At 67.2% G+C, this 22,546-nt stretch carries 18 protein-coding genes; 13 read left to right on the top strand and 5 right to left on the bottom strand.

Annotated elements, in window-relative coordinates:
* Positions 1–245: 245 nt before the first annotated feature.
* Positions 246–2,639, bottom strand: coding sequence for a TonB-dependent receptor plug domain-containing protein (locus C0R07_RS03200; protein WP_026070238.1), 2,394 nt, complete (start codon positions 2,637–2,639; stop codon positions 246–248).
* 344 nt (positions 2,640–2,983) lie between these two features.
* Here C0R07_RS03200 and C0R07_RS03195 point away from each other — a divergent pair, with 344 nt between their 5' ends.
* Complete coding sequence (locus C0R07_RS03195) at positions 2,984–4,840, top strand: ABC-F family ATP-binding cassette domain-containing protein (protein ID WP_070425778.1); 1,857 nt, start codon at positions 2,984–2,986, stop codon at positions 4,838–4,840.
* Between the two features lie 107 nt (positions 4,841–4,947).
* Here the strand turns inward: C0R07_RS03195 and C0R07_RS03190 are convergent, their stop codons facing one another.
* A complete protein-coding gene (locus tag C0R07_RS03190) occupies positions 4,948–5,808 on the bottom strand; it encodes a LysR family transcriptional regulator (RefSeq protein WP_070471254.1) in 861 nt (286 codons plus the stop codon).
* 91 nt (positions 5,809–5,899) lie between these two features.
* Between C0R07_RS03190 and C0R07_RS03185 the strand changes: the two genes are divergently transcribed.
* Both C0R07_RS03185 and blaL2 read left to right on the top strand, forming a co-directional pair.
* Positions 5,900–6,772 (top strand): hypothetical protein, encoded by an 873-nt coding sequence (locus C0R07_RS03185; protein ID WP_102788162.1) that lies wholly within the window; start codon positions 5,900–5,902, stop codon positions 6,770–6,772.
* 69 nt (positions 6,773–6,841) lie between these two features.
* The gene (blaL2, locus tag C0R07_RS03180) at positions 6,842–7,744 is read left to right on the top strand and encodes a L2 family extended-spectrum class A beta-lactamase (protein ID WP_102788161.1); all 903 of its coding nucleotides are present in this window, start codon (positions 6,842–6,844) and stop codon (positions 7,742–7,744) included.
* A 233-nt stretch (positions 7,745–7,977) separates the two neighbouring features.
* On the opposite strand, the gene ggpS is transcribed toward blaL2, so the two are convergent.
* Together ggpS and C0R07_RS03170 are read right to left on the bottom strand one after the other, a co-directional pair.
* Positions 7,978–10,224 (bottom strand): glucosylglycerol-phosphate synthase, encoded by a 2,247-nt coding sequence (gene ggpS, locus C0R07_RS03175; protein WP_102788264.1) that lies wholly within the window; start codon positions 10,222–10,224, stop codon positions 7,978–7,980.
* Positions 10,225–10,286: 62 nt separating this feature from the next.
* Entirely contained in the window at positions 10,287–11,555 is a 1,269-nt protein-coding gene (locus tag C0R07_RS03170) for an MFS transporter (RefSeq protein ID WP_019186136.1), read from the bottom strand.
* Positions 11,556–11,717: 162 nt separating this feature from the next.
* Here C0R07_RS03170 and C0R07_RS03165 point away from each other — a divergent pair, with 162 nt between their 5' ends.
* Positions 11,718–12,353 carry a hypothetical protein gene (locus tag C0R07_RS03165; protein WP_070471257.1) on the top strand — a complete coding sequence of 212 codons (636 nt, stop codon included), beginning with the start codon at positions 11,718–11,720 and terminating at the stop codon, positions 12,351–12,353.
* 83 nt (positions 12,354–12,436) lie between these two features.
* Here C0R07_RS03165 and C0R07_RS03160 read toward each other — a convergent pair whose 3' ends face one another.
* Positions 12,437–13,387, bottom strand: a complete 951-nt coding sequence (locus C0R07_RS03160) for a DUF3011 domain-containing protein (protein ID WP_102788160.1) — start codon at positions 13,385–13,387, stop codon at positions 12,437–12,439.
* Between the two features lie 171 nt (positions 13,388–13,558).
* Between C0R07_RS03160 and aspS the strand changes: the two genes are divergently transcribed.
* The 9 genes from aspS to ybgC all read left to right on the top strand — a co-directional run bounded on the left by aspS (position 13,559) and on the right by ybgC (position 22,543).
* Positions 13,559–15,316 (top strand): aspartate--tRNA ligase, encoded by a 1,758-nt coding sequence (gene aspS, locus C0R07_RS03155; protein ID WP_102788159.1) that lies wholly within the window; start codon positions 13,559–13,561, stop codon positions 15,314–15,316.
* Positions 15,317–15,487: 171 nt separating this feature from the next.
* The gene (locus C0R07_RS03150) at positions 15,488–16,021 is read left to right on the top strand and encodes a GNAT family N-acetyltransferase (protein WP_167390313.1); all 534 of its coding nucleotides are present in this window, start codon (positions 15,488–15,490) and stop codon (positions 16,019–16,021) included.
* A gap of 110 nt (positions 16,022–16,131) precedes the next feature.
* The gene (locus tag C0R07_RS03145) at positions 16,132–16,764 is read left to right on the top strand and encodes an esterase/lipase family protein (RefSeq protein ID WP_026070240.1); all 633 of its coding nucleotides are present in this window, start codon (positions 16,132–16,134) and stop codon (positions 16,762–16,764) included.
* A gap of 83 nt (positions 16,765–16,847) precedes the next feature.
* Positions 16,848–17,579 carry a YebC/PmpR family DNA-binding transcriptional regulator gene (locus tag C0R07_RS03140; RefSeq protein WP_019186141.1) on the top strand — a complete coding sequence of 244 codons (732 nt, stop codon included), beginning with the start codon at positions 16,848–16,850 and terminating at the stop codon, positions 17,577–17,579.
* Positions 17,580–17,708: 129 nt separating this feature from the next.
* Complete coding sequence (gene ruvC, locus C0R07_RS03135) at positions 17,709–18,230, top strand: crossover junction endodeoxyribonuclease RuvC (protein WP_019186142.1); 522 nt, start codon at positions 17,709–17,711, stop codon at positions 18,228–18,230.
* A gap of 10 nt (positions 18,231–18,240) precedes the next feature.
* The gene (gene ruvA, locus C0R07_RS03130; protein WP_046274332.1) at positions 18,241–18,831 is read left to right on the top strand and encodes a Holliday junction branch migration protein RuvA; all 591 of its coding nucleotides are present in this window, start codon (positions 18,241–18,243) and stop codon (positions 18,829–18,831) included.
* Positions 18,832–18,954: 123 nt separating this feature from the next.
* The gene (locus tag C0R07_RS03125) at positions 18,955–20,805 is read left to right on the top strand and encodes a potassium transporter Kup (RefSeq protein ID WP_167390318.1); all 1,851 of its coding nucleotides are present in this window, start codon (positions 18,955–18,957) and stop codon (positions 20,803–20,805) included.
* Positions 20,806–21,069: 264 nt separating this feature from the next.
* Positions 21,070–22,110: a Holliday junction branch migration DNA helicase RuvB gene (gene ruvB, locus C0R07_RS03120; RefSeq protein ID WP_046272623.1), complete on the top strand. Its 1,041-nt coding sequence runs from the start codon at positions 21,070–21,072 to the stop codon at positions 22,108–22,110.
* On the top strand, positions 22,100–22,543 hold the full coding sequence (gene ybgC / locus C0R07_RS03115; RefSeq protein ID WP_019185222.1) for a tol-pal system-associated acyl-CoA thioesterase: 444 nt from the start codon (positions 22,100–22,102) through the stop codon (positions 22,541–22,543). The genes ruvB and ybgC overlap by 11 nt, the downstream gene beginning before the upstream one ends.
* The last annotated feature ends 3 nt before the right edge of the window (positions 22,544–22,546 follow it).

Raw genomic sequence — 22,546 nt, 5'->3', positions numbered from 1 at the left:
ATGGGGGGTGCCCCGATTTTCACCGATGCGGCCGGTCCGGGCAAACATCCTTGCCCGCAATGCTGCTATGTCCCCGTGGTCAGGTCATGTGCTGTCCGGGACAGCGAAGGCGCGCTGCGATGAATGCGCAGATCCCGGCATTTCGGCGGCCCAAACGCACATGCCCCGGGGGACCGGGGCATGTGCGTTTTTCAGGCGGTGACCGCGATGTTCGGTGGTGCCGGCCAGCGGCCGGCACTACCCTGTTACCACTTGTAGGTCACGCGCCCGTACACGTAGGCACCATTGAACCCGTACGGCGAGTAGTTGCTGTAAGGCAGCATGCCCCAGGTGGAGTTCTGCAGGTCCACGGTGCGGTCGGGGTACTCGTCCAGGATGTTGTCCGCACCCAGGGTCAGGGTCCAGTTCTCGCTGGGCTTGTAGCTGGCCGAAGCATCGAGCACCCACGAGGCGTCGTAGGTCTGGTCACGCAGGGCGGTGGCCGAGTTGCGCACGGTGAACGAGCCGTAGCGCGTGGCGGCCAGGTTGAGGTCCCAGCGGTCCGAACGCCACGTGCCACTGAGGATGGTCTTGTCGCGCGGGTAGCTGTCTTCGATGCGGCCGATCTCATCGCGGCCGATCAGCGACTGGGTGATGCCCAGCGCGCCGAACACCGCCGGCGAGGCGATGAACTTCTTCACCTCGGTCTCGTTGTAGCTGTAGGCCGCGGTCAGTTCCAGCGAACTGGCGGCGAAGGGGATGGTGTAGCTGGAGACCGCATCCACGCCGCGGGTGCGGGTGTCCACGCCGTTGGTGAAGTAGGAGAACGCCGTGACGCCCGGCAGCCCCAGGTTGGACAGCAGCGCATTGGCGGCGTCATTGGTGGTGATGTTGGTGGACAGCACGATGCGGTCATCGATGTCGATCTGGTACGCATCCACGGTCAGGTACAGCCGGTCTACCGGCTGCAGCACCAGGCCCAGGCTGTAGGAGGTCGAGCTCTCGGCCTTCAGCGGGCTGGCGCCCAGCGCCTGCGCGGCTGGGCTGGTGGTCGGGAAGGTGCCGCGTTCGACGAACACGCCGTTGACGATCGTGCTGGTCACTGCCTGGTAGCTCTGCTGGGCCAGCGACGGCGCGCGGAAGCCGCTGGACGCCGTGGCGCGCAGGGCAACCTTGTCGGTGAAGGCATAGCGTGCGGAGAGCTTGCCGGAGAACTTGTCGCCGAAGTCCGAGTAGTCCTCGTAGCGGCCGGTGACACCGGCGGAGAACTTGTCGCTGAGGTCGGCTTCCAGGCCGGCGTAGACGGCGTAGTTGTCGCGGTCGGCGTCCACGGCGTTGAGCGGGGTGAAGCCGCCGAAGCCCTGCGCACCGCTGCCGGTGTAGGAATTCAGTTCACCGGCCGATTGCTCCCACTTCTCCTTGCGGTACTCACCGCCGAAGGACAGCGTGACCGGGTAGGCCAGGCCCCAGTCCAGTGTCTTGGTCACATCGGCATTGACGATGTTCTGGGTGTACTCCAGCGCGCCGTCGTAGAACGAGCGCGGGCTGTTTACACCGAGCGCGTAGTTGATGCTGTTGCGGGTGTGGAAATCGATCTTGTTGGCGCCGTAGTTGTAGCTGACATCCCAGTTCCAGCCGCTGTCCGTATCGCCCTTGACGCCGGCGACCAGCGAGCGGTCCTTGGAGTACTGGTTGATTTCCGGCACGAAGCCGTCCGGGTAGGTCTGCGCCAGCAGCGCGCCCTGGCTGAGGTGGTTGCGCGAGCGGTAGAACGCGAACGAGGTGATGTCACGGTTGCTGGCCATCGCCGTGGCGTAGGCCGAGACGTGGTCGCTGAACTGGAAGCTGGCGTTGGCCGAGGCGGCGGTCGCATCCACCTGCGGATCGCCGACCACGAAGGTGGTCTGGCCGATGCTGGGGAAGTTGCTCGTGTTCGGCGTGGTGCCCTGGTAGGGACCGGCACGGTTGCTTTCGTCCTGCTGGATGATCTGGCCGGCCACGTGCACGCTGCCACGGCCGTCGGCGAAGCCGATGCCGGTATCGCCGGAGAGCTGGTACTTGTTGCCGTCACCGGCCGAGTACTGGCCGGCGTCCAGCGCCAGGCTGCCGCCGGAGGACGAGCCCTTGAGCACGATGTTGATCACGCCGGCGATGGCGTCCGAGCCGTACTGCGCCGAGGCGCCGTCGCGCAGCACTTCCACGCGCTCGATCGAGGCGATCGGAATCGCGTTGATGTCCACCGCCGAGGAGCCGCGGCCGATGCTGCCGTTGACGTTGATCTGGGCCGAGGTGTGGCGGCGCTTGCCGTTGACCAGCACCAGCACCTGGTCCGGGGAGAGGCCGCGCAGCTGCGCCGGGCGGATGCCGCTGGTGCCGTCGGTCAGGGCCGGGCGCGGGAAGTTCAGCGAGGGCAGGGCGCGGGCCAGGGCCGTGGCCAGTTCGGTGGTGCCGGTGGACTGCAGCGCCTCGGGGGTGATGATGTCGATCGGCGACTGCGACTCGGCCACGGTGCGGTCGGCCACGCGGGTGCCGGTGACGATGATGGTGTCCAGGGTGTTGGCCGCCGTGCGGGCGGGCGCATCCTGGGCGGTAGCGGCGAAGCTGGACATACCGAGCGCGACAGCTACGGCGGCGGCGAGCGTACTGGTCTTGCGGTTCATCAGGATGTGGCTCCGGTAGTGGCGGTGCTGCACCAAAGCGACATCACGACATCGAGGATCGGGTCTGCGAAGGCGGTTGTTGCGGTGCGCAATAGACGGATTAACGGGATATTCATCACTTGTCAAATGTTTGCCGTTTTCGCAAAAAACGTTGCAGCAGCAACCATTTACGTGAGGCGGGGGATTCGACAGGAGGGTCCCGGGGAAGCGCGGGCAGGGTCGTGGGAGAGAGAAACGAGGCCTGCCGCGCATCCCGGGGCCCGTCAAGTATTCGTTAACGCTAGAATTACGTCGCAGGAAAGGTGCTCACGAGCACATTCCATTCCGTTATATGGACCCCCAAGATGATTTCCCTTCGTAACTTCGCCTTGCGCCGTGGCGAGCGGCTGCTGTTGTCCAATGTCGACCTGACCCTGCACGCGGGGTACCGCGTGGGCGTGGTCGGCCGCAACGGGGCCGGCAAGTCCAGCCTGTTCGCCGCCGTGAAGGGTGAGCTGGAGGCGGACAAGGGCGACGTCGATCTGCCCGGCAAGATCCGCATCGCCAGCGTGGCCCAGGAAACCCCGTCGCTGCCCGACCCGGCGCTGCAGTTCGTGCTGGAAGGCGACACCGAGGTGGCCGCCGTCATGCGTGAAGAGGCTGCGGCCGCGGCACGTGAAGACTGGGAAGCCGTTGCCACCGCCCACCAGCGCATGGCCGAGATCGGCGCCTATGACGCCGAAGCGCGCGCCGGCAAGCTGCTGCATGGCCTGGGCTTCCCGGCCGAGACGCACTCGCGTGCGGTCTCCTCGTTCTCCGGCGGCTGGCGCGTGCGCCTGAACCTGGCACGCGCGCTGATGATGCCCAGCGACCTGCTGCTGCTGGACGAACCGACCAACCATCTGGATCTGGACGCGGTGTTCTGGCTGGAGCAATGGCTGCTCAAGTACCCGGGCACCCTGCTGCTGATCTCGCATGACCGCGAGTTCCTGGACAACGTGGCCACCCACACCCTGCACCTGCACGGTGGCGGCGCCAAGCTGTACGTTGGCGGTTACACCGATTTCGAGCGCCAGCGCGCCGAACAGCTGCGCCAGCAGCAGCTCGCCCACGAGAAGGAACAGGCCGAGCGCGCGCATCTGCAGAGCTTCATCGACCGCTTCAAGGCGCAGGCCAGCAAGGCCGCCCAGGCGCAGAGCCGCATGAAGCGCCTGGCCAAGCTGGCCGGCACCGAGGCCGTGCGCGCCGAGCGCGAATTCCGCATCGAATTCGCCCCGCCGGCCAAGCTGCCGTTCTCGCTGATCCGCCTGAACCATGTCGAGGCCGGTTACGGCGCCGATTCGGTGATCCTGCACAACGTGGGCTTCGGCCTGGAGGCGGGCCAGCGCATCGGTCTGCTCGGCCCGAACGGCGCCGGCAAGACCACGCTGGTGAAGACCCTGGTGGGTGAGCTGGACCCGATCAGTGGCGAGCGTGCCGCGCATCCGGACCTGCGCATCGGTTACTTCGCCCAGCACACGGTGGAATCGCTGCACGAAGGGCAGTCGCCGATGGAGCACTTCCGCGACCTCGCCCCGGACGCGCCGAACCAGTCCTTCCGCGATTTCCTCGGCAAGTGGAACTTTGCCGGTGACCGCGCCTTCGAACCGGTGGATGGATTCTCCGGTGGCGAACGCGCGCGCCTGGCGTTGGCATTGATCGCCTACCAGCAGCCCAACGTGCTGCTGCTCGACGAACCGACCAACCATCTGGACCTGGAAATGCGCGAAGCGCTGGCTGAAGCGCTGGCCGACTTCGAAGGCGCGATCGTGATGGTCTCCCATGACCGCCATCTGATCGGCCTGGTCTGCGATACCTTCTGGCGCGTGGCCGATGGCGTGGTCGAGCCGTTCGATGGCGACCTGGATGCGTACGCGGCCTGGCTGCGGTCGCGTCCCGCCGCGCAGGGCACCAAGCAGAAGATGGCCGCGGCGGCTCCGGAGCCGGCACCGCCGACCCCGCCGCTGCCCGCGCGCAAGCCCGCCAACCCGCACAAGCTGGCCGCCGCGGAAGCCAAGGTGGGCGAGCTGGAGGCGCTGTTGGCCGACCTGGACCGCCAGCTGGCCGATCCGTCGAACTACGCCGATGCGACCCGCATGGCCGTGCTTGGGCGTGATCGCGAAGCCACTGCCACCCTGCTCAGCAAGGCCGAGCAGACGTGGATGGAGTTGCTGGACGCCTGATCGGGGCGGGCGATGCGGCACGCTGGTCGTGCCGCATCCCGTGTAGATCCACGCCATGCGTGGATGAGGTGCGTTCCGACGTTCGGCCATCCGCGCATGGCGTGGATCTACCGGGCTGCCAGCCATTCCCGGAACCGCCGCGCCGCATCACTCTCGGCCCGCGAGCGAAGCCGCGTCAGCCAGTACCGCCCCAGCTCCAGCGTCTGCGCGAAGGGCTGGATCAGGCGGCCGTGGGCCAGATCCTGCTCGAACATCTTCAACGGCAACAGCGCCACGCCGGCGCCTGCGGCGGCGGCACTGGCCAGCGTCAGTGACGAATCAAACACCGGGCCGCGGGCGTCCAGTTCCGGTACGCCTGCCGCCTGCAACCAGCGTGGCCACTCATCGCTGCGGTAGGAGCGCAACAGCGGCACGCTGGCCAGATCGCGCGGCTGCCGCAACGTACGTGCCAGCGCCGGCGCGCACAGTGGCGCGAACGGTGCATCCAGTACGGGTTCGCTGACCTGCCCCTGCCAATCGCCATCACCGAACCGGATCGCCAGGTCCAGCCCTTCACCGGCCAGGTCGATGCGGTTGTTGTGGGTCTGCAGGCGCAGCTCGATATCCGGATGGCGCGCATTGAAATCCCCCAGGCGCGGCAGCAGCCAGCCGGTGGCGAAGGTGCCGACCACCCCCACGCTCAGCACCTCGCGGAAATGCCCGCCGACGAACCGGTCCAGGCTCACCGCGATACGGTCGAAGGCCTCGTTGAGCACCGGATACAGGCGCGCGCCTTCGTCGGTCAGTGCGACGCCACGCGGCAGGCGGGTGAAAAGCGACACCCCGAGCCGGTCCTCCAGTGCCCGGATCTGATGGCTCAGCGCAGCCTGGCTGACGCACAGCTCCAGCGCGGCGCGGGTGAAGTTCTGGTGCCGCGCAGCGGCCTCGAAGGCGCGCAGGGCATTGAGCGGCAGCTGGGGGCGGAGCATGGGGGGAGCCGTGAGCCGTGAGCGGAGTTGATGAATGATGGCACTTCGTGCAATTAAGAAACATCAACGATCTGCCGAAAGGAGTTCAGCCTTGACCGAAACGACCCCCAAAAAGCGGAAGAGCATCTTCCGGTTTGTACTTACGTCCGGTGTTGTGCTTGGCGTGTCCTCGTTTGTTGTTGGTTTGCAAGGAATGCTCTATCGAAGTGCCTATCTGTCCGCTTTTGGCGTGGATGCGGGTCAGTTCCCTGTCGAGGGAGGCCGTTTGACGCTTCTCGTTGCGTTTGGCTGGCTCGAGGCTTCAATGGTCGTGCTTGAAGAGATGGGAGCTGCCTGCCTTCGTCTGGCGCGCGAATCAGGGTGGGTACTTGTCACCGTCGTGCTGACGATGCTCGCGTTTCCGCTCATCATCGGATGGATAAGAAGGCTCGGTTCCAAGACACACGTTAAATCGTGGTGGCGGCCGAAGTGGATCAATCAATGGAAACGGGGCGGCGACATGTCTCAGTGGCCATGGCAGCAGCGAATCATCATGGCAGTCGTTCTCTGGTTCGCATCCATTACGTTGCTTCCCTCCATCCTGGTGGTTGGGGCAGCCTCGGTGCTACTTTTCGTCATTTTCTCTGGGTTTCCATTTGAGTCCGTAGGGACGCGAAAGGCTCTTGAGTTCTGTGATTCTGATCCATCGAAACTCGCACTCGTCTCTTACCGCTTGCCCGAAGAATCGCCCTTGGGCCAATGGGGGGTGCTAATCGAGTGCAGCGCCGACTACTGCGCGCTGATAAACAATAAGTCCGTTGAGGTGATTCGAGCAGAGCACGTGGCGCGCATTCTTCCTGGTGCCACGTCCGACAGGCATCGATACGGTGCACCTGACCCCACTCCCCGCTTCTGTCCCGACACCTTTTACAAGGCGGGCTCAACCGAGGGTGGCGAAGAAGCAATAAGAGAAACTAATGGGTGACCATTGAAATGGTCGTTTGTCCGCTGGACGCGGTTTGTCGACCATGGCGGCTTCAATAGGAGAACCTGCATGATCGCTCGACGACAGTTCCTGCAATGGACCGGCGCGGCTGCCGCCTCTGCATTGGCCGCCACCGCCTTCGCCAAGACGCCGCTGCCCTCGCCGCAACCTGCCGTCGCGGCGAAGGATTTCGCGGCGCTGGAAGCGGCCAGCGGCGGTCGCCTGGGCGTGACCCTGCTCAACACCGGCACTGGCTGGCGCACTGGCAACCGGCAGGACGAGCGCTTCCCGATGTGCAGCACGTTCAAGTTCGTGTTGTCCGCTGCGGTGCTGCATCTGGCCGACCAGGGCAGGCTCCCGCTGGACCAGCGCATCCCCGTGCGCCAGCAGGACATGCTCTCGCATGCGCCGGTGACGACGCGACACATCGGCAAGGATGTCACCGTGCGCGACCTGTGCCGGGCAACGATGATCACCAGCGACAACCCTGCCGCGAACCTGCTGCTGGGGGTGGTCGGTGGACCGGCCGGGGTGACCGCGTTCCTGCGTGCCAATGGCGATGCGGTGACCCGCAATGATCGGCTCGAGCCGGAGATGAACCGCTTCACTCCCGGCGACCCGCGCGATACCACCAGCCCGGCCGCGATGGCGGCCAGCCTGCAGCGCTTCGTGCTCGGGGATGTGCTGAAGCCTGCCTCGCGGCAGCAGCTGGCGGATTGGTTGATCGACAACGAAACCGGCGATGCGCGGCTGCGTGCCGGTTTGTCCAAGGCGTGGCGGGTCGGCGACAAGACCGGCAGCAACGGGGAGGACACCACCAACGACATCGCCATCCTGTGGCCGCTCGCCGGCGGTGCGCCGTGGGTGCTGACCAGCTACCTGCAGGGCGCGACGGTGGACGATGCCGGCCGCAACGATGTGCTGCGGCAGGTGGCCGTGATCGCCGAAGGCATCATGCAGCAGGCCGGGTAGGCGATACCGCCCGGGAGGCACCAACCGTTGGTCGGCGCGAACAGGGTAGGCACCGACCGTTGGTCGGTGCGCACGCCGTAGTGCCGGCCGCTGGCCGGCAACCCATGAAACCGGCATCGCCCGCAGCCGGCACCGCTTGGAGCCGGCCAGCGGCCGGCACTACCTTGAGCCGCCGGCCAGCGGCCGGCACTACCTTGAGCCGCCGGCCAGCGGCCGGCACTACCGTTCCCGCGTCAGCCTTCGGATTGGCTGGTGCGCACGGCCTCCAGGAACTCCCGGCCCCAGCGATCCACGTCGTAGTACTCCACGCTGCCGAACAGCTGGCGCATGCGTCCGGTGGCTTCCTCGTCGGGCATCGACAACGCCTGCAGCAGGCCGGCGGTGAGGTCGGCCGGGTCATGCGGATTGGTCAGCACCGCGCCCTTCAGCTCGGCCGCCGCCCCGGCGAATTCGCTGAGCACCAGCACGCCGTTGCTGCCCTCGATCCCCTGCGTGGCCACGAACTCCTTGGACACCAGGTTCAAGCCATCACGCAGCGGGGTGATCCACATCACCTGCGCGGCGGCGTAATGGGCCACCACTTCTTCGAACGGCAGCGCCTGGGCGAAGAAGCGCACCGGCGTCCAGTCCAGCCGCGAGAAGCGGCCGTTGATCCGCCCGACGGCCTGTTCGATCTGATTCTGCAGCGTGCGGTAGATGGTCATCTCGCGCGCGGCCGGCACGCAGATCATCAGCAGGGTGACCTTGCCCTGGCGATCCGGATGCTGTTCCAGCAGGCGCTCGAACGCCTCCAGCTTGGCCAGCGTCCCCTTGGTGTAATCCAGGCGCTCCACCGAGAGCACCAGCTTGCGCGCGCCGATCTCGCGGCGCAGCTTGAAGATGTCGTTGCGCACGTCACTGCGTGCGAGCACGTTGTGGATGCGGCGCAGGTCGGTGCCCACCGGATGTGCACCCAGAGCGACTTCGCGATCGCCCACACGCAGGCGCGTGGTCATCGTGTCCAGGCCAACCGCGCACCCGTAGGTGAGGAAGCGCGGGGCGCAGCTTTCCCACGCCAGGCGCTCGGCCGGCATCGCACCGCGGACCACGTCCACGAAGTTTTCCACCTGGCGCGGAATGTGGAAGCCGATGTAATCGCAGCTGAGCAGGCTGCCGATGATCTCGCGGCGCCACGGCACCACGTTGAACACATCGGCCGAGGGGAAGTAGGTGTGGTGGAAGAAAGCGATCTTCAGGTCCGGGCGCAGCTCGCGCAGCGTGGCCGGCACCATCCACAGGTTGTAGTCGTGGATCCACACCGTCGCGCCATGCGCGGCTTCGGCGGCAGTGGCCTCGGCGAACTTGCGGTTGACCTTCAGGAACACCTGCCAATCTTCCTCGCGGAACTTGGCGCGCTCCCAGAACACATGCAGCATCGGCCAAAACGCTTCCTTGGAAAAGCGCTTGTAGAAGATGTCCACTTCCTGCTTGCTCAGCGGCACGCGCGCGGCGGTCAGGGTCGGGTAGCGCTCGGCATCCACCGGCAGGTGGGTCTGGAACGGGCCGCGCTTGGGCTCATCGATGCCCCAGGCCACCCAGGAGCCTTTCTGGCCGCCTTCGAAGAAGCTCAGCAGCGAGGGAATGATGCCGTTCGGCGAGCGCGGCGGACGCTGCACCAGCACGCCGTCTTCCATGACTTCATCGAAGGGCAGGCGGTGGTAGACCATCACCAGGTCCGCCCCGTCTGCGCGTGCCTGCGCCGGCGGGCGCAGGAAGGGATCGTCATCGGCAAGCAGGTGGAAATGTTCGATCGCTTCGAGAATGCCGCCACACCCCGGTGCCTGCGCGTGGAAGGTGTGGTCCAGGTCGGCGGTGGCGGCGGTCAGTGCCGGCTCGGAATCGCCGACGCACACCCCGCGGAAACCTGAGGTGTACATCGACAGGTCGTTGAGGGTGTCACCGGCCACCAGGATGCGGTCGCGCGGCAGTTCCAGCAGGCGCGCAAGCGCGGCCAGGGTGCGGCCCTTGTCGGTATCCGGCGGCAGGATGTCCAGATAGCGGTCGGCCGAATACAGCACATCGCAGCCCAGCGCCTGTGCGGCCGCCTGGATCTGCGCGCGCAGTGGCGCCAGCGTGTCCGGATCACAGAAGTAAGAGCAGCGGCGTTCCTGCGGCACGTCCTGGCGCTGCAGCGCGGTGAACGGACGCATCGCCGCGGCGACCACCTGCTCACCCGGCCAGTGCGCGTCGATCATCGATTGCAGGGGCTGCAGCGGCTGCAGGGTGTGGCCATCGACGACGGTGGCGCCGACATCGCAGACCACGTAGTCCGGGCGCGGAATGGCCGGATCGGAGAGCAGGGGCATCACCGCTTCCAGGCCGCGGCCGGTGATGAAGATCAGACGGATGCCGGGGTGCTGGTCGACCAGCCGGTAGAGCCGATGGCGCGCGGCGGCATCGCCGGCGAGGAAGGTGCCATCCAGATCGGTGGCAAGGATCAGTTGCGGTGCCGGCGGCGCCGGCGGTGTACGGGTTGGGGTGAGGGAGGTCGGTGTCGAAACAGTCAATGCACTTCCTTATCGGAGTCAGAGGGGAGGGGGGTATCGGGATCCGGCGGTGCGGTGTCGGTCTCGGGCATGAGCTCAAGGGCCGAGGGCGTGGTGCGCAGCATCAGCCGGAACCCGACCGGATGCGTGCGCAGGCGCTGGAAACTGAGCAGGCGCGCGGTGGTGAACAACGCCAGCAGCATCAGCACCACCGCGAAGTACAACGGCAGCGCAGGCGCGCCAAAGCGTTGCATGGCCGCACCGGCCAGTGCCGGGCCGAGCGCAGCGCCCACGCCATGCACCAGCAGCAGGCTGGAGCACCCGGACAGCAGGTCTTCGCGTGGCAGGTAATCGAGCATGTGCGCCACGGCGAAGGGATACAGGGCGAAGGCCAGCCCGCCGTAGAAGAAGAACAGGCCGAACAGCAGATGGGTCTGCAGCTGGATCATCGGCAGCGACGCCACGACGGCGATGCCGGCCGCAGCCAGGCTGAGGGCGACCAGCCCGGTGCGGCGGTCATGCCCGTCGCTGATATGGCCCAGCGGCCACTGCAGCAACGCGCCACCGGCGATGGCGGTCAGCATGAACAGGGCCACGCCATTGCCATCCAGGCCGACCTCGCCGGCGTACACCGGCAGCAGGCCCCAGAACGCGCCCATCGCCAGCCCGGACAGGCCGGCGGCAACGGTCGCCACCGGCGCCATCGCGTACAGGCGCGCCAGTTTCAGGCGCGGCACCGAGGGAATCTCCGGCGGGCGCAGCCGCGTGGCGGTGACCGGCAACACCGCCGCGCAGACCAGGATGGCGGTGAGCATGAACATCGAGGTCGCGCCGGCATCGCCGAGCATCAGCAGCACCTGGCCCAGGGCCAGTGCCGAGAGATTGACCACCATGTAGAGCGAGAAGGCGCGGCTGCGCAGCCGGGGGTCGGGCTCGGCGTTGAGCCAGCTCTCGATCACCGTGTACAGGCCGACCAGGGCGATGCCGGTGAGGATGCGCAGTACGCCCCAGCCCACCGGATTGATCCACAGCGGGTGCAGCAGCACCGCGATGGCGGCGAGGGCGGCAAAGAAGGCAAACGCACGGATATGGCCGATGCGGCCGATCAGCGAGGGGGCGAAGAAGGTGCCGATGAAAAACCCGGCGAAATAGCCGGACATCACCAACCCCAACGTGCCGGCACCGAAGCCGGCTTCACCACCGCGCACCGCCAGCAATGTCCCGAGCAGGCCGCTGCCGGTCAGCAACAGCGCCACACCGGTGAGCAGGGCGGTCAGCCGCAACACGCGTGCGTCCTTCGTGGGGAAGAAGGCGAACGAATCACGTGACCGACCATAACACAGGGGCAATGAAGCGCTGGTTGCAGCGGCGCGGATGCGTTGGCAACCCTGTCTGTCGCATCAAGCGCGGGGTTTGCGCTGCCCGCTCGCGCCCGTTAGGGTGGGGGCATGAACGCAGTCAAACTTCTTCCTTTGGTCACTGCGCTGGCGATCACCGCCTGCAGCGGCACCAATGACACCGTCGGGCACGAGGTGTCGATGGCACCGTCCGATGCCTTCATGTCCGCCGTAGCCGCGCACTGCGGCAAGGCGTTCGAAGGCCGCATCGCGGTCAACGAACCGCGCACCGATGCGCCCGATCCTTTCGAGGGCAAGCGCCTGGTGATGCATGTACGTGGCTGCGAGGATCCGGCACACGAGCTGCGGATCCCGTTCCATGTCGGCGACGACCACTCGCGCACCTGGGTGCTGAGCCGCACCGAGAACGGCCTGCGCCTGAAGCATGATCACCGCCACGAGGATGGCAGCCCGGATGCGGTCACGATGTACGGTGGTGACAGCAAGCCGCCGGGGACCGCGCAGCGCCAGTCGTTCCCGGTGGATTCGGATTCGGTGGCGATGTTCCGCAAGGCCGACATGCTGGCCTCCGTGCAGAACACCTGGGCGATGGAAGTAGACCCCGACCAGCGCTTCGTCTACGAGCTCACCCGGCCGGGCGGGCGCCACTTCCAGGTGGTGTTCGACCTGACCAAGCCGGTGGCTTTGCCGCCGGCGCCGTGGGGCAGTGAGACGCCGGCACCGTAACCCGGTCTCCCGACGCCGGCCGCAGGTGGCCGGCGCCGCAAGGTGCCGACCCACGGTCGGCACCGGGTGCAGGGCCGGGCCGCTCAGCGCGCTCCGAAGCGGGCGCGGCAGCCGCCGCTGACCCACAGGCTGCCATTGCTGTAGCCCCAGCTGCGGCCCTCCACGCAGGCCGTGCCGGACAGCTGCTGGACCAGTGCCGGGCGCCCCTGGCGGTCATCCCACGCGCAGGTCTGCTGGCGTTTGTCGTTGCTGCTGCAGGTCACGCTGTAGTTGCTGTTGCCACCGCCGCCCCAGTTGCCGCCGCTGTTGCCACGCGCCTCGGCGAACTCGCCGCGGCAGCCGCGGTTGACCCACACCGCGCCATTGCGCACGCCCCAGGTCTGGCCTTCGACACAGGCCGTGCCGGAGATCTGGCGGACCAGGGTCGCGTTGCGCCAACCGGTGTTGCAGGTCCGCTCGCGGTTGTCCTGGCTCTCGCAGCGGATGGTCGCCCCGGTGCCGCTACCGCCGCCCCAGTTGCCGCCATTGCCGCGACCCTCGACGAATTCGGCCCGGCAGCCACCGCTGACCCAGACGGTGCCGTTGCGCGAGCCCCAGTTGCGGCCCTCGGTACAGGTCGTCCCTGAAATCTGCCGGGACAGCCGGGCGCTGCGCCAGCCGGTGTTGCAGACCCGCTCGCGGTTGTCCTGGCTTTCGCAGCGGACCGTGCCGTTGTTGCCGGATCCGTTGCCGCCGCCATTCCAGCCGCCGCCGTTGCCGTTGCCGCGCAGCGAGGTGGCGATGTCCTGCTTGATGCGTGAGAAGCTCCAGCCCGAGTTGACCTGGGCCAGGTAGAAGCGCAGCTGGTCATCCGGGATCCGGCGGCCATTGGACTGGTCGGCGTATTCCTGGGTGATGACCCGGCTGCGGTCGGAGGAGGACAACTGCGACAGATTCTCCGGGGCATAGGCCCGGGTGCTGATCTGGGCGTGCAGGGCCGGGGCCATACAGGCCAGGGCAAGGGTGAGGCAAACGGTGCTCAGACGGCGTTGCATGGCGACATCCCCGTGCGGTCGTTGGTGCGCGGACTATAGGAACGCCCCCGGTTCAGAGCGCGTGATGCCGGGCCGCGGCGCCCGGATTTGCCCCGCCGGGCTGGCGGCCGCAGAATAACGGGCTTTCCGGCGCAGCTTGGCGCCGGCACTCTCCTGCGGAGCTTTACCCCCATGCGTACCCACTTCTGTGGCCTGGTCGACGAGACCCTGATTGGCCAAACCGTTACCCTCGCCGGCTGGACCGACGTTGCCCGCAACCAGGGCGGCGTGGTCTTCATCGATCTGCGCGATCATGAAGGCATCGTGCAGGTGACGGTGGAAGTCGACAACGCAGCCGTGTTCGCCGTGGCCGCCAGCCTGGGCTACGAGGACGTGCTGCAGGTCGAAGGCGTGGTGCGTGCGCGGCATGCGGCCAACGACAAACTCCGCACCGGCAGCGTGGAAGTGATCGCCACGTCGATCACCATCCTCAACAAGGCCGAGCCGCTGCCGTTCCACGCGCACGAGAACCCGGGCGAGGAAACCCGCCTGAAGTACCGTTACCTGGACCTGCGCCGCCCGGAAATGCAGCGCATGCAGCGCACCCGCATCAAGCTGGTGCAGGCCCTGCGCCGTCACCTGGACGCCACCGGTTTCCAGGACATTGAAACCCCGATCCTGACCAAGGCCACCCCGGAAGGCGCCCGCGACTTCCTGGTGCCGGCGCGCATGCACCCGGGCGAGTTCTACGCCCTGCCGCAGAGCCCGCAGCTGTTCAAGCAGATCCTGATGGTGGCCGGCTTCGACCGCTACTACCAGATCGCGCGCTGCTTCCGCGATGAAGCCCTGCGTGCCGATCGCCAGCTGGAATTCACCCAGCTGGACATGGAGTTCGCCTTCGTGCGCGAGCGCGACGTGCAGGACTTCGTGGAAACCATGATCCGCGCCATCTTCAAGGAGGTGGTGGACGTGGAGCTGGCCGCCAGCTTCCCGCGCATGACCTGGGCCGAGGCGATGCGTCGCTATGGCTCGGACAAGCCGGACCTGCGCATCGCGCTGGAGCTGGTGGACGTGGCCGAACTGGTCAGGACCAGCGAGTTCCCGGTGTTCACCGCGGCCGCCAACGATGCCGACGGCCGCGTGGCTGCGCTGCGCATCCCGGGCGGTGCCAGCCTGTCGCGCAAGCAGATCGACGAGTACGCCGCGCATGCCGCCAAGTACGGCGCCAAGGGCCTGGCCTACATCAAGATCAGCGAGAGCGGCGAAGTCAGCTCGCCGATCGCCAAGTTCTTCAGCGACGAGGCTTTCGCCGCGCTGGTCGCCCAGGTGGGCGCCGGCAATGGCGACATCGTGTTCTTCGGCGCCGGTGGCTACAACAAGGTCTCCGACTTCATGGGCGCCCTGCGCCTGAAGGCCGGCAAGGACTTCAACCTGGTCGCCGCCGGCTGGGCACCGCTGTGGGTCACCGATTTCCCGATGTTCGAGTACGACGACGAAGCCCAGCGCTACGTCGCCCTGCATCACCCCTTCACCGCGCCGGCAGTGGATGACATCGCCGATCTGCGCGCCAACGCCAAGACCGCCGTATCGCGCGGCTATGACATGGTGCTCAACGGCAACGAGATCGGCGGTGGTTCGATCCGTATCCACCGCTCGGACATGCAGAGCGCGGTATTCGACCTGCTGGGCATCGGGGCCGAAGAGGCCGAGGGCAAGTTCGGCTTCCTGCTCGACGCGCTGCGTTTCGGCGCGCCGCCGCACGGTGGCATCGCCTTCGGTATCGACCGTATCGCCGCGCTGATGGCCGGTACCGAGTCGATCCGCGACGTGATCCCGTTCCCGAAGACCACCGGCGCGCAGTGCCTGATGACCGGTGCCCCGTCGCCGATCCCGGACGAGCAGCTGGCGGAAGTGCACGTCCAGGTCCGTCCGCGCGCGGTCAAGGAATAAGCGGGCAAGCGCCGGCCATGGGCCGGCGTGGGGTGCGGCAGGTACCGGCCGGAGGTCGGTGCCGGGCCGTGGGTGGCGCCCGTGATGATCGAAAACGTTGATCGTCACGCGGCGCCATCGCCGCAGCGTTCAGGTAAATTGACGGCTCCCGCCGATGCCGATGCTCCCGCCGTGACCCCAGGCCGTTACACCATCCGCCGCGCCACCCCGGACGATGCCCAGACCCTGTCGGTGCTGGCCGCGCGTACCTTCGTGGAAACCTTCGGCCATCTGTACCCGCCGGAGGACCTGCAGGCCTTCCTCGACGAGGCCTACCCGGCGCAGCGCCAGCGCATCATCCTCGAACACCCCGATTACGCGGTCTGGCTGCTGGAGCTCGATGGCGTCGCCGTGGGCCATGCCGCCGCCGGCCCCTGTGGCCTGCCGCATGCCGAGGTGCAGCCCGGCGATGGCGAACTCAAGCGGCTGTACCTGATCAAGGACCAGCAGAGCTGCGGCTGGGGCAGCCGCCTGTTCGAAACCGCGCTGGCCTGGCTGGAACGGGAAGGCCCGCGCACGCTGTGGCTGGGCGTCTGGTCGGAGAACTTCGGCGCGCAGCGGTTCTATGCCCGCTATGGCTTCAGCAAGGTCGGCACCTACGAGTTCCCGGTCGGCAGCGTGCGCGACCTGGAGTTCATCCTGCGCCGCCCGCCCACGGCGGGCTGAGCACGACATCGTCATGGCCGCAGCGGCTTCACCTGCCGTTGGCTGGCCCATTTGTCTAATGACGCTGTTTCCTTCTGCAGGCGCCCCGCCCAATGGGCGAGGCTGACATCATGAATCCCCCCGTTTTACTGCTGCATGGCATCTGGAACGCACGCGCCTGGGTCGGCCCGTTGGCCTGGCGCCTGCGCGCCCGTGGCTTCACCGTGGATACCTTCGGGTATTCGAGCGTGTTCGGTGGTCCCGAGGTGGCAGTGCCGCAGCTGCTGGAGCGGCTCAAGGACAGTGGCCCGGTCTCGCTGGTCGGCCACAGCCTGGGCGGGCTGGTCGCCCTTGAGGCCCTGCGGCGCGCCCCGGAGCTGCCGGTGTCGCGCGTGGTCTGCCTGGGCTCGCCACTGCGCGGCAGCGTGACCGCCCGCTCCCTGAGCGATCACGGCTGGTCGCTGGCGCTGGGGCGCAGCTCGGAACTGCTGCTCGATGGGCTGCCGGCCTGGGAGGGCAGGGCCCAGGTCGGCCTGATCGCCGGCTCGGTCCCGCATGGGTTGGGCAGCCTGCTGGGCGCCTGTGGCGAGGCCTCCGATGGCACCGTGGCGCTGGATGAGACCCAGCTGCCGGGCCTGGCCGACCACTGTGTGATCCCGGCCAGCCACAGCGGGCTGGTGTTCTCGCCCGATGCCGCGCGGCAGACCGCCGCCTTCCTGCGCGATGGCCGGTTCCGGCGCGATGATGCGGCCCACGCCGCCTGAGCGGGCGGGGTGGTGACACGGGCGGGGCGGCGGATCAGGTAGAATTCGCGCCCTGTTCCTGACAGAAGCACGAGAGTCACCCCATGGGTAGAGGCCCCTCCATCGAGAACCGCAAAAACGCGTCTGACGCGAAGCGCGGCAAGATTTTCACCAAGATCATCCGCGAGATCGGCGTTGCCGCGCGCGGCGGTGGAGGCGACCCCAACAACAACCCGCGCCTGCGCGTTGCCATGGACAAGGGCCTGTCCTCGAACATGTCCAAGGACGTGATCGAGCGCGCCATCAAGAAGGCGACCGGTGAGCTGGAAGGCGTGGAGTACGAAGAGATCCGCTACGAGGGCTATGCCCCCGGTGGCGTGGCCGTGATCGTGGACTGCCTGACCGACAACCGCGTGCGCACCGTGGCCGATGTCCGCCATGCGTTCAGCAAGTGCGGCGGCAACATGGGCACCGAAGGCTCGGTGGCCTTCATGTTCAAGCGCCTGGGCGTGCTGCACTTCGCCGCCGGTGCGGACGAAGAAGCCGTCACCGAAGCGGCGATCGAGGCCGGTGCGGACGACATCGTGGTCTACCCGGAAGATGGGGCGATCGATGTGCTCACCGCGGCCGACAGCTATCACGCCGTCAAGGACGCGATGGAAGCAGCCGGTTTCAAGCCGGACCATGCCGAAATCACCTTCCGTGCCGACAACGACATCAAGGTCGAGGGCGACACCGCTCTGCAGGTCAAGAAGCTGCTGGACATGCTCGAAGACCTGGACGACGTGCAGGACGTGTTCTCCAACGCCGATCTCGGCGCGGACGCCTACGCCTGAGCGGGCCCTTCACCGGTCGCTTTGCGCGACCGGTGAGCGGACAATGCGGACCATGATGACTCCAGCCGTTCCCTGTTATCCCCGCCGCATGTGTCCCTTCCGGGCCGCGGGCGGCCGTGTGCGTGCCGCATGACACGCATCCTCGGCATCGACCCCGGTTCGCAGCGCACCGGGGTGGGCATCATTGATGTGGACGCCGCCGGCAGGGTGGTGCATGTCCACCACCTGCCGCTGGTGCTGCTGGGCGCGGACGACTTCCCGCAGCGGATGAAGCTGCTGGTGGTGGGCCTGACCGCCCTGGTCGAGGAGTACCGCCCCGACGAAGTGGCCATCGAAAAGGTGTTCATGGCACGCAACCCGGATTCGGCACTGAAGCTGGGCCAGGCCCGCGGCGCGGCCATCTCGGCCGTGGTGATGCGCGACCTGCCGGTCAGCGAATACGCGGCCACCGAGATCAAGCTGGCCGTGGTCGGCCGCGGTGGCGCGGAAAAACAACAGGTCCAACACATGGTCGGGCTCATGCTCAACCTGAAAACCAAGCTGCAGGCCGACGCCGCCGACGCGTTGGCCGTGGCGATCACCCACGCCCATGTCCGGGCCACGGCGCTGCGCCTGGGCGTCAATGCGCGCCAGGCCTGGAGCCGGAAATGAGGAAAACTGCATGATTGGTCGTCTGCGCGGGATCGTGGCCTACAAGGCGCCGCCGTGGCTCATGGTCGACGTCAATGGCGTCGGTTACGAACTGGAGGCGCCGATGAGCACCTTCTACGACCTGCCCGAGCTGGGCCGCGAGGTCACGCTGTTCACCCATTACGCGCAGAAGGAAGACAGCGTCTCGCTGTACGGTTTCCTGCGCGAGGGTGAGCGCCGCCTGTTCCGCGATGTGCAGAAGGTCAGCGGGATCGGCGCCAAGATCGCGCTGGCGGTGCTCTCCGGCGTCAGCGTGGACGAGTTCGCGCGCATGCTGCAGGCCGGCGACATCACCGCGCTGACCCGCATCCCGGGCATCGGCAAGAAGACCGCCGAGCGCATGGTGCTGGAGCTGCGCGACCGCGCGGCCAACTTCGGCGGCGGCGGGGCACCCATCGCCGGCGCGGCACCGGCCACCGATCCGGTCTCCGAGGCGACCGTGGCCCTGCAGCAGCTGGGTTACAAGCCGGTCGAGGCTGCACGCATGGCGCGCGACGCCAACGCCGAAGGCGACGATGTCGCCACGGTCATCCGCAAAGCCCTGCAGGCTGCGCTGCGCTGAGCCGCGCGCCCGCCTGTTCCTGATCCGATACCGACCGCGTCCGCCCGGAGCCTCATGTCCACCACTTCCCCCCAGCACAGCGACGGCCAGGCCCCGCACGGCCACGCGCCGGCGGCCGGCGGCATGGCGCTGATGATCGGCGCCATCGGCGTGGTGTTCGGCGACATCGGCACCAGCCCGCTGTACACGCTCAAAGAAGCGTTCTCCCCGCATTACGGCCTCAACAGCGACCATGACACCGTGCTGGGCGTGCTGTCCCTGGCGTTCTGGGCACTGAACATCGTGGTGACGCTCAAGTACGTCACCATCATCATGCGCGCCGACAACGACGGCGAGGGCGGCATCATGGCGCTGATGGCGCTGACCCAGCGCACGCTGCGGAACGGCTCGCGCTCGGCGTACGTGGTGGGCATACTGGGCATCTTCGGCGCCTCGCTGTTCTTCGGCGACGGCGTGATCACCCCGGCCATCTCCGTGCTGGGTGCGGTCGAAGGCCTGGAGGTCGCGGCCCCGGGGCTGCACAACTTCATCGTGCCGATCACCGTGGTGGTGCTGCTGGCGGTGTTTGCCGTACAGCGCTTCGGCACGGCCAAGATCGGCAAGCTGTTCGGCCCGATCACCTCGATCTGGTTCATCTCCCTGGCGGCGATCGGCATCTGGAACATCGTCGATGCGCCGGAAGTGCTCAAGGCCTTCAACCCGATGTGGGCGCTGCGCTTCTTCATGGAGCACGGCTGGCACGGCATCTTCATCCTCGGCGCGGTGGTGTTGGCGGTGACCGGTGGCGAGGCGCTGTATGCCGACATGGGCCACTTCGGCGCCAGGCCGATCCGCCACGCCTGGTATTACTTCGTGCTGCCGTGCCTGGTGCTGAACTACCTGGGGCAGGGCGCGTTGGTGCTCAAGCACCCCGAAGCGGTGAAGAATCCGTTCTTCGAGGCGGTGCCGGAGTGGGGCCTGTACCCGATGATCGTGCTGGCCACGATGGCGGCGGTGATCGCTTCGCAGTCGGTGATCACCGGGGCGTTCTCGGTTTCGCGCCAGGCCATGCAGCTGGGCTACATCCCGCGCATGCGCATCACCCACACCTCGCACGACACCATCGGCCAGATCTACATCCCGGGCATCAACTGGGGCATCGCGGTGATGGTGATCGGGCTGGTGCTGGCCTTCCGCAGCTCCTCCAACCTGGCCGTGGCCTACGGCATTTCGGTGTCGGCCACCATGCTGATCGATACCCTGCTGCTCGCACTGGTCGCCCGCGCGCTGTGGCCGAAGGCGCGCAACTGGATCCTGCCGCTGTGCGTGATCTTCTTCGTGATCGACCTGGGCTTCGTGATCGCCAACGGCGCCAAGTTGCTGCAGGGCGCGTGGTTCCCGGTGGTGCTGGGCATCGTGCTGTTCACCATGATGCGCACCTGGCGCCGGGGCCGCGAGCTGCTGCGCGATGAGATCCGCAAGGACGGCATCCGGATCGACACCTTCCTGCCGGGCCTGATGCTGGCCCCGCCGGTGCGGGTGCCGGGTACCGCGGTGTTCCTGACCGCCGACCCCTCGGTGGCCCCGCACGCGTTGATGCACAACCTCAAGCACAACAAGGTGCTGCACGAGCGCAACGTGTTCCTGCACGTGGTGACCCTGCCGGTGCCGTACGCGCCTTCGGGCCAGCGCCTGAAGATCGAGTCGGTGGGCGATGAGTTCTATCGGATCTACGTGCGCTTCGGCTTCATGGAGACCCCGGACGTACCGCTGGCGCTGATGCGCTCGTGCGACCACGGCGGGATCTACTTCGACCCGATGGACACCACGTTCTTCGCCAGCCGCGAGACCATCGTGGCCACGGCCAACCGCGGCATGCCGATCTGGCGCGACAAGCTGTTCGCGCTGATGCACCGCAACGCGGCGCCGGCGACCGGGTTCTTCCGGATTCCGGGGAATCGGCTGGTGGAACTGGGCGCACAGGTGGAGATCTGACTGCGTCGGATCGCCCCTTGCGGCCCAAGGTTTGCTGCGCAGACCTTGGGACCCGGGCGCCTTCCACTTAAAACCCCGCACCTTCGGTGTGCCCCTCCGATGCGTAACCGGTAGTGCCGGCCGCTGGCCGGCTCCCGGTGACCCCTGCATCGCGTGGAGCCGGCCAGCGGCCGGCACTACCTGGAGCGTGCATCGTGCGGAGCCGGCCAGCGGCCGGCATTACCTGGAACGCGGATCGCGCTCCTTTTGCCGCATAATTGCCGCATGACAGACGACCGCATCATCGGTGCCGGTGCCACCCGCGAAGACGAGGGCACCGACGCCAGCATCCGCCCCAAGCGCATGGCCGATTACCTGGGCCAGGCGCCGGTGCGCGAGCAGCTGTCGATCTACATCGAAGCGACCAAGGCGCGTGGCGACGCGCTCGACCACGTGCTGATCTTCGGGCCGCCAGGCCTGGGCAAGACCACCTTGAGCCACGTGATCGCCAACGAGCTGGGGGTCGCGCTGCGCGTCACCTCCGGGCCGGTGATCGAGAAGGCCGGTGACCTGGCCGCGCTGCTGACCAACCTGCAGCCGCACGATGTGCTGTTCATCGATGAAATCCACCGCCTCTCGCCGGTCGTCGAAGAAGTGCTGTACCCGGCGATGGAAGATTTCCAGATCGACATCATGATCGGCGAGGGCCCTGCGGCCCGCTCGATCAAGATCGATCTGCCGCCGTTCACGCTGATCGGTGCGACCACCCGTGCCGGCCTGCTGACCGCGCCGCTGCGCGACCGCTTCGGCATCGTGCATCGGCTGGAGTTCTATACGCCCGAAGAGCTGACGAAGATCGTCCGGCGCTCGGCCAGCATCCTCAACATCGACTGCACCGCCGAAGGGGCGGCCGAGATCGCCCGGCGCTCGCGTGGCACGCCGCGTATCGCCAACCGGCTGCTGCGCCGGGTACGCGACTTCGCGCAGGTGAAGGCGGCCGGCCACATCGACCAGGACGTGGCCCAGGCCGCCATGCAGATGCTCAAGGTCGACCCGGAGGGCTTCGACGAGCTCGATCGGCGCCTGCTGCGGACCATGGTCGATTACTTCGACGGCGGTCCGGTCGGGATCGAATCGCTGGCCGCCGCGCTCTCCGAAGAGCGTGGCACGCTGGAAGACGTGGTCGAACCCTATCTGATCCAGCAGGGCTTCCTGATCCGCACCGCCCGGGGCCGCATGTGCACGCACAAGGCTTACCGGCACATGGGCCTGAAGCCGAAGAATCCGCCGGCCGACCTGTTCGCGGAGGTCCCGGATGTCGGTTGATCCCCGGGTTGAGCCCCGATTCAGTTGGCCGACACGCATTTACTGGGAAGATACCGACGCTGGCGGGGTCGTGTACCACGCCCGCTACGTGGCCTTCATGGAACGGGCGCGGACCGAATGGATGCGCGCATTGGGGTATGGTCAGGAGCGCATGCGCTGCGACCATGGCCTGGTGTTCGCGGTGCGCAGCATGACCATGGATTTCCTCAAGCCGGCGCGGCTGGACGATGCGCTGGCGGTCACCGCCACGCTGGTGCAGTGCAAGCGTGCCAGCATGGTGTTCGCCCAGGCCGTGTGCCGGGGCGAGGAAACACTGCTGACCGCGCAGGTGAAGATCGCCGCGCTCGATGCAGCCACCTTCAAACCGCGTGGCATGGACGATGCACTGCATGCCGCGCTGAAACACCTCGAATTTCCAGAATCCGCATACTGAGGA

It is taken from the genome of Stenotrophomonas bentonitica, assembly GCF_002887735.1.
GTDB lineage: Bacteria > Pseudomonadota > Gammaproteobacteria > Xanthomonadales > Xanthomonadaceae > Stenotrophomonas > Stenotrophomonas bentonitica_A.
Note: the sequence above shows the minus strand (reverse complement) of the source record. Positions and strands in the feature narration are given on the sequence as shown.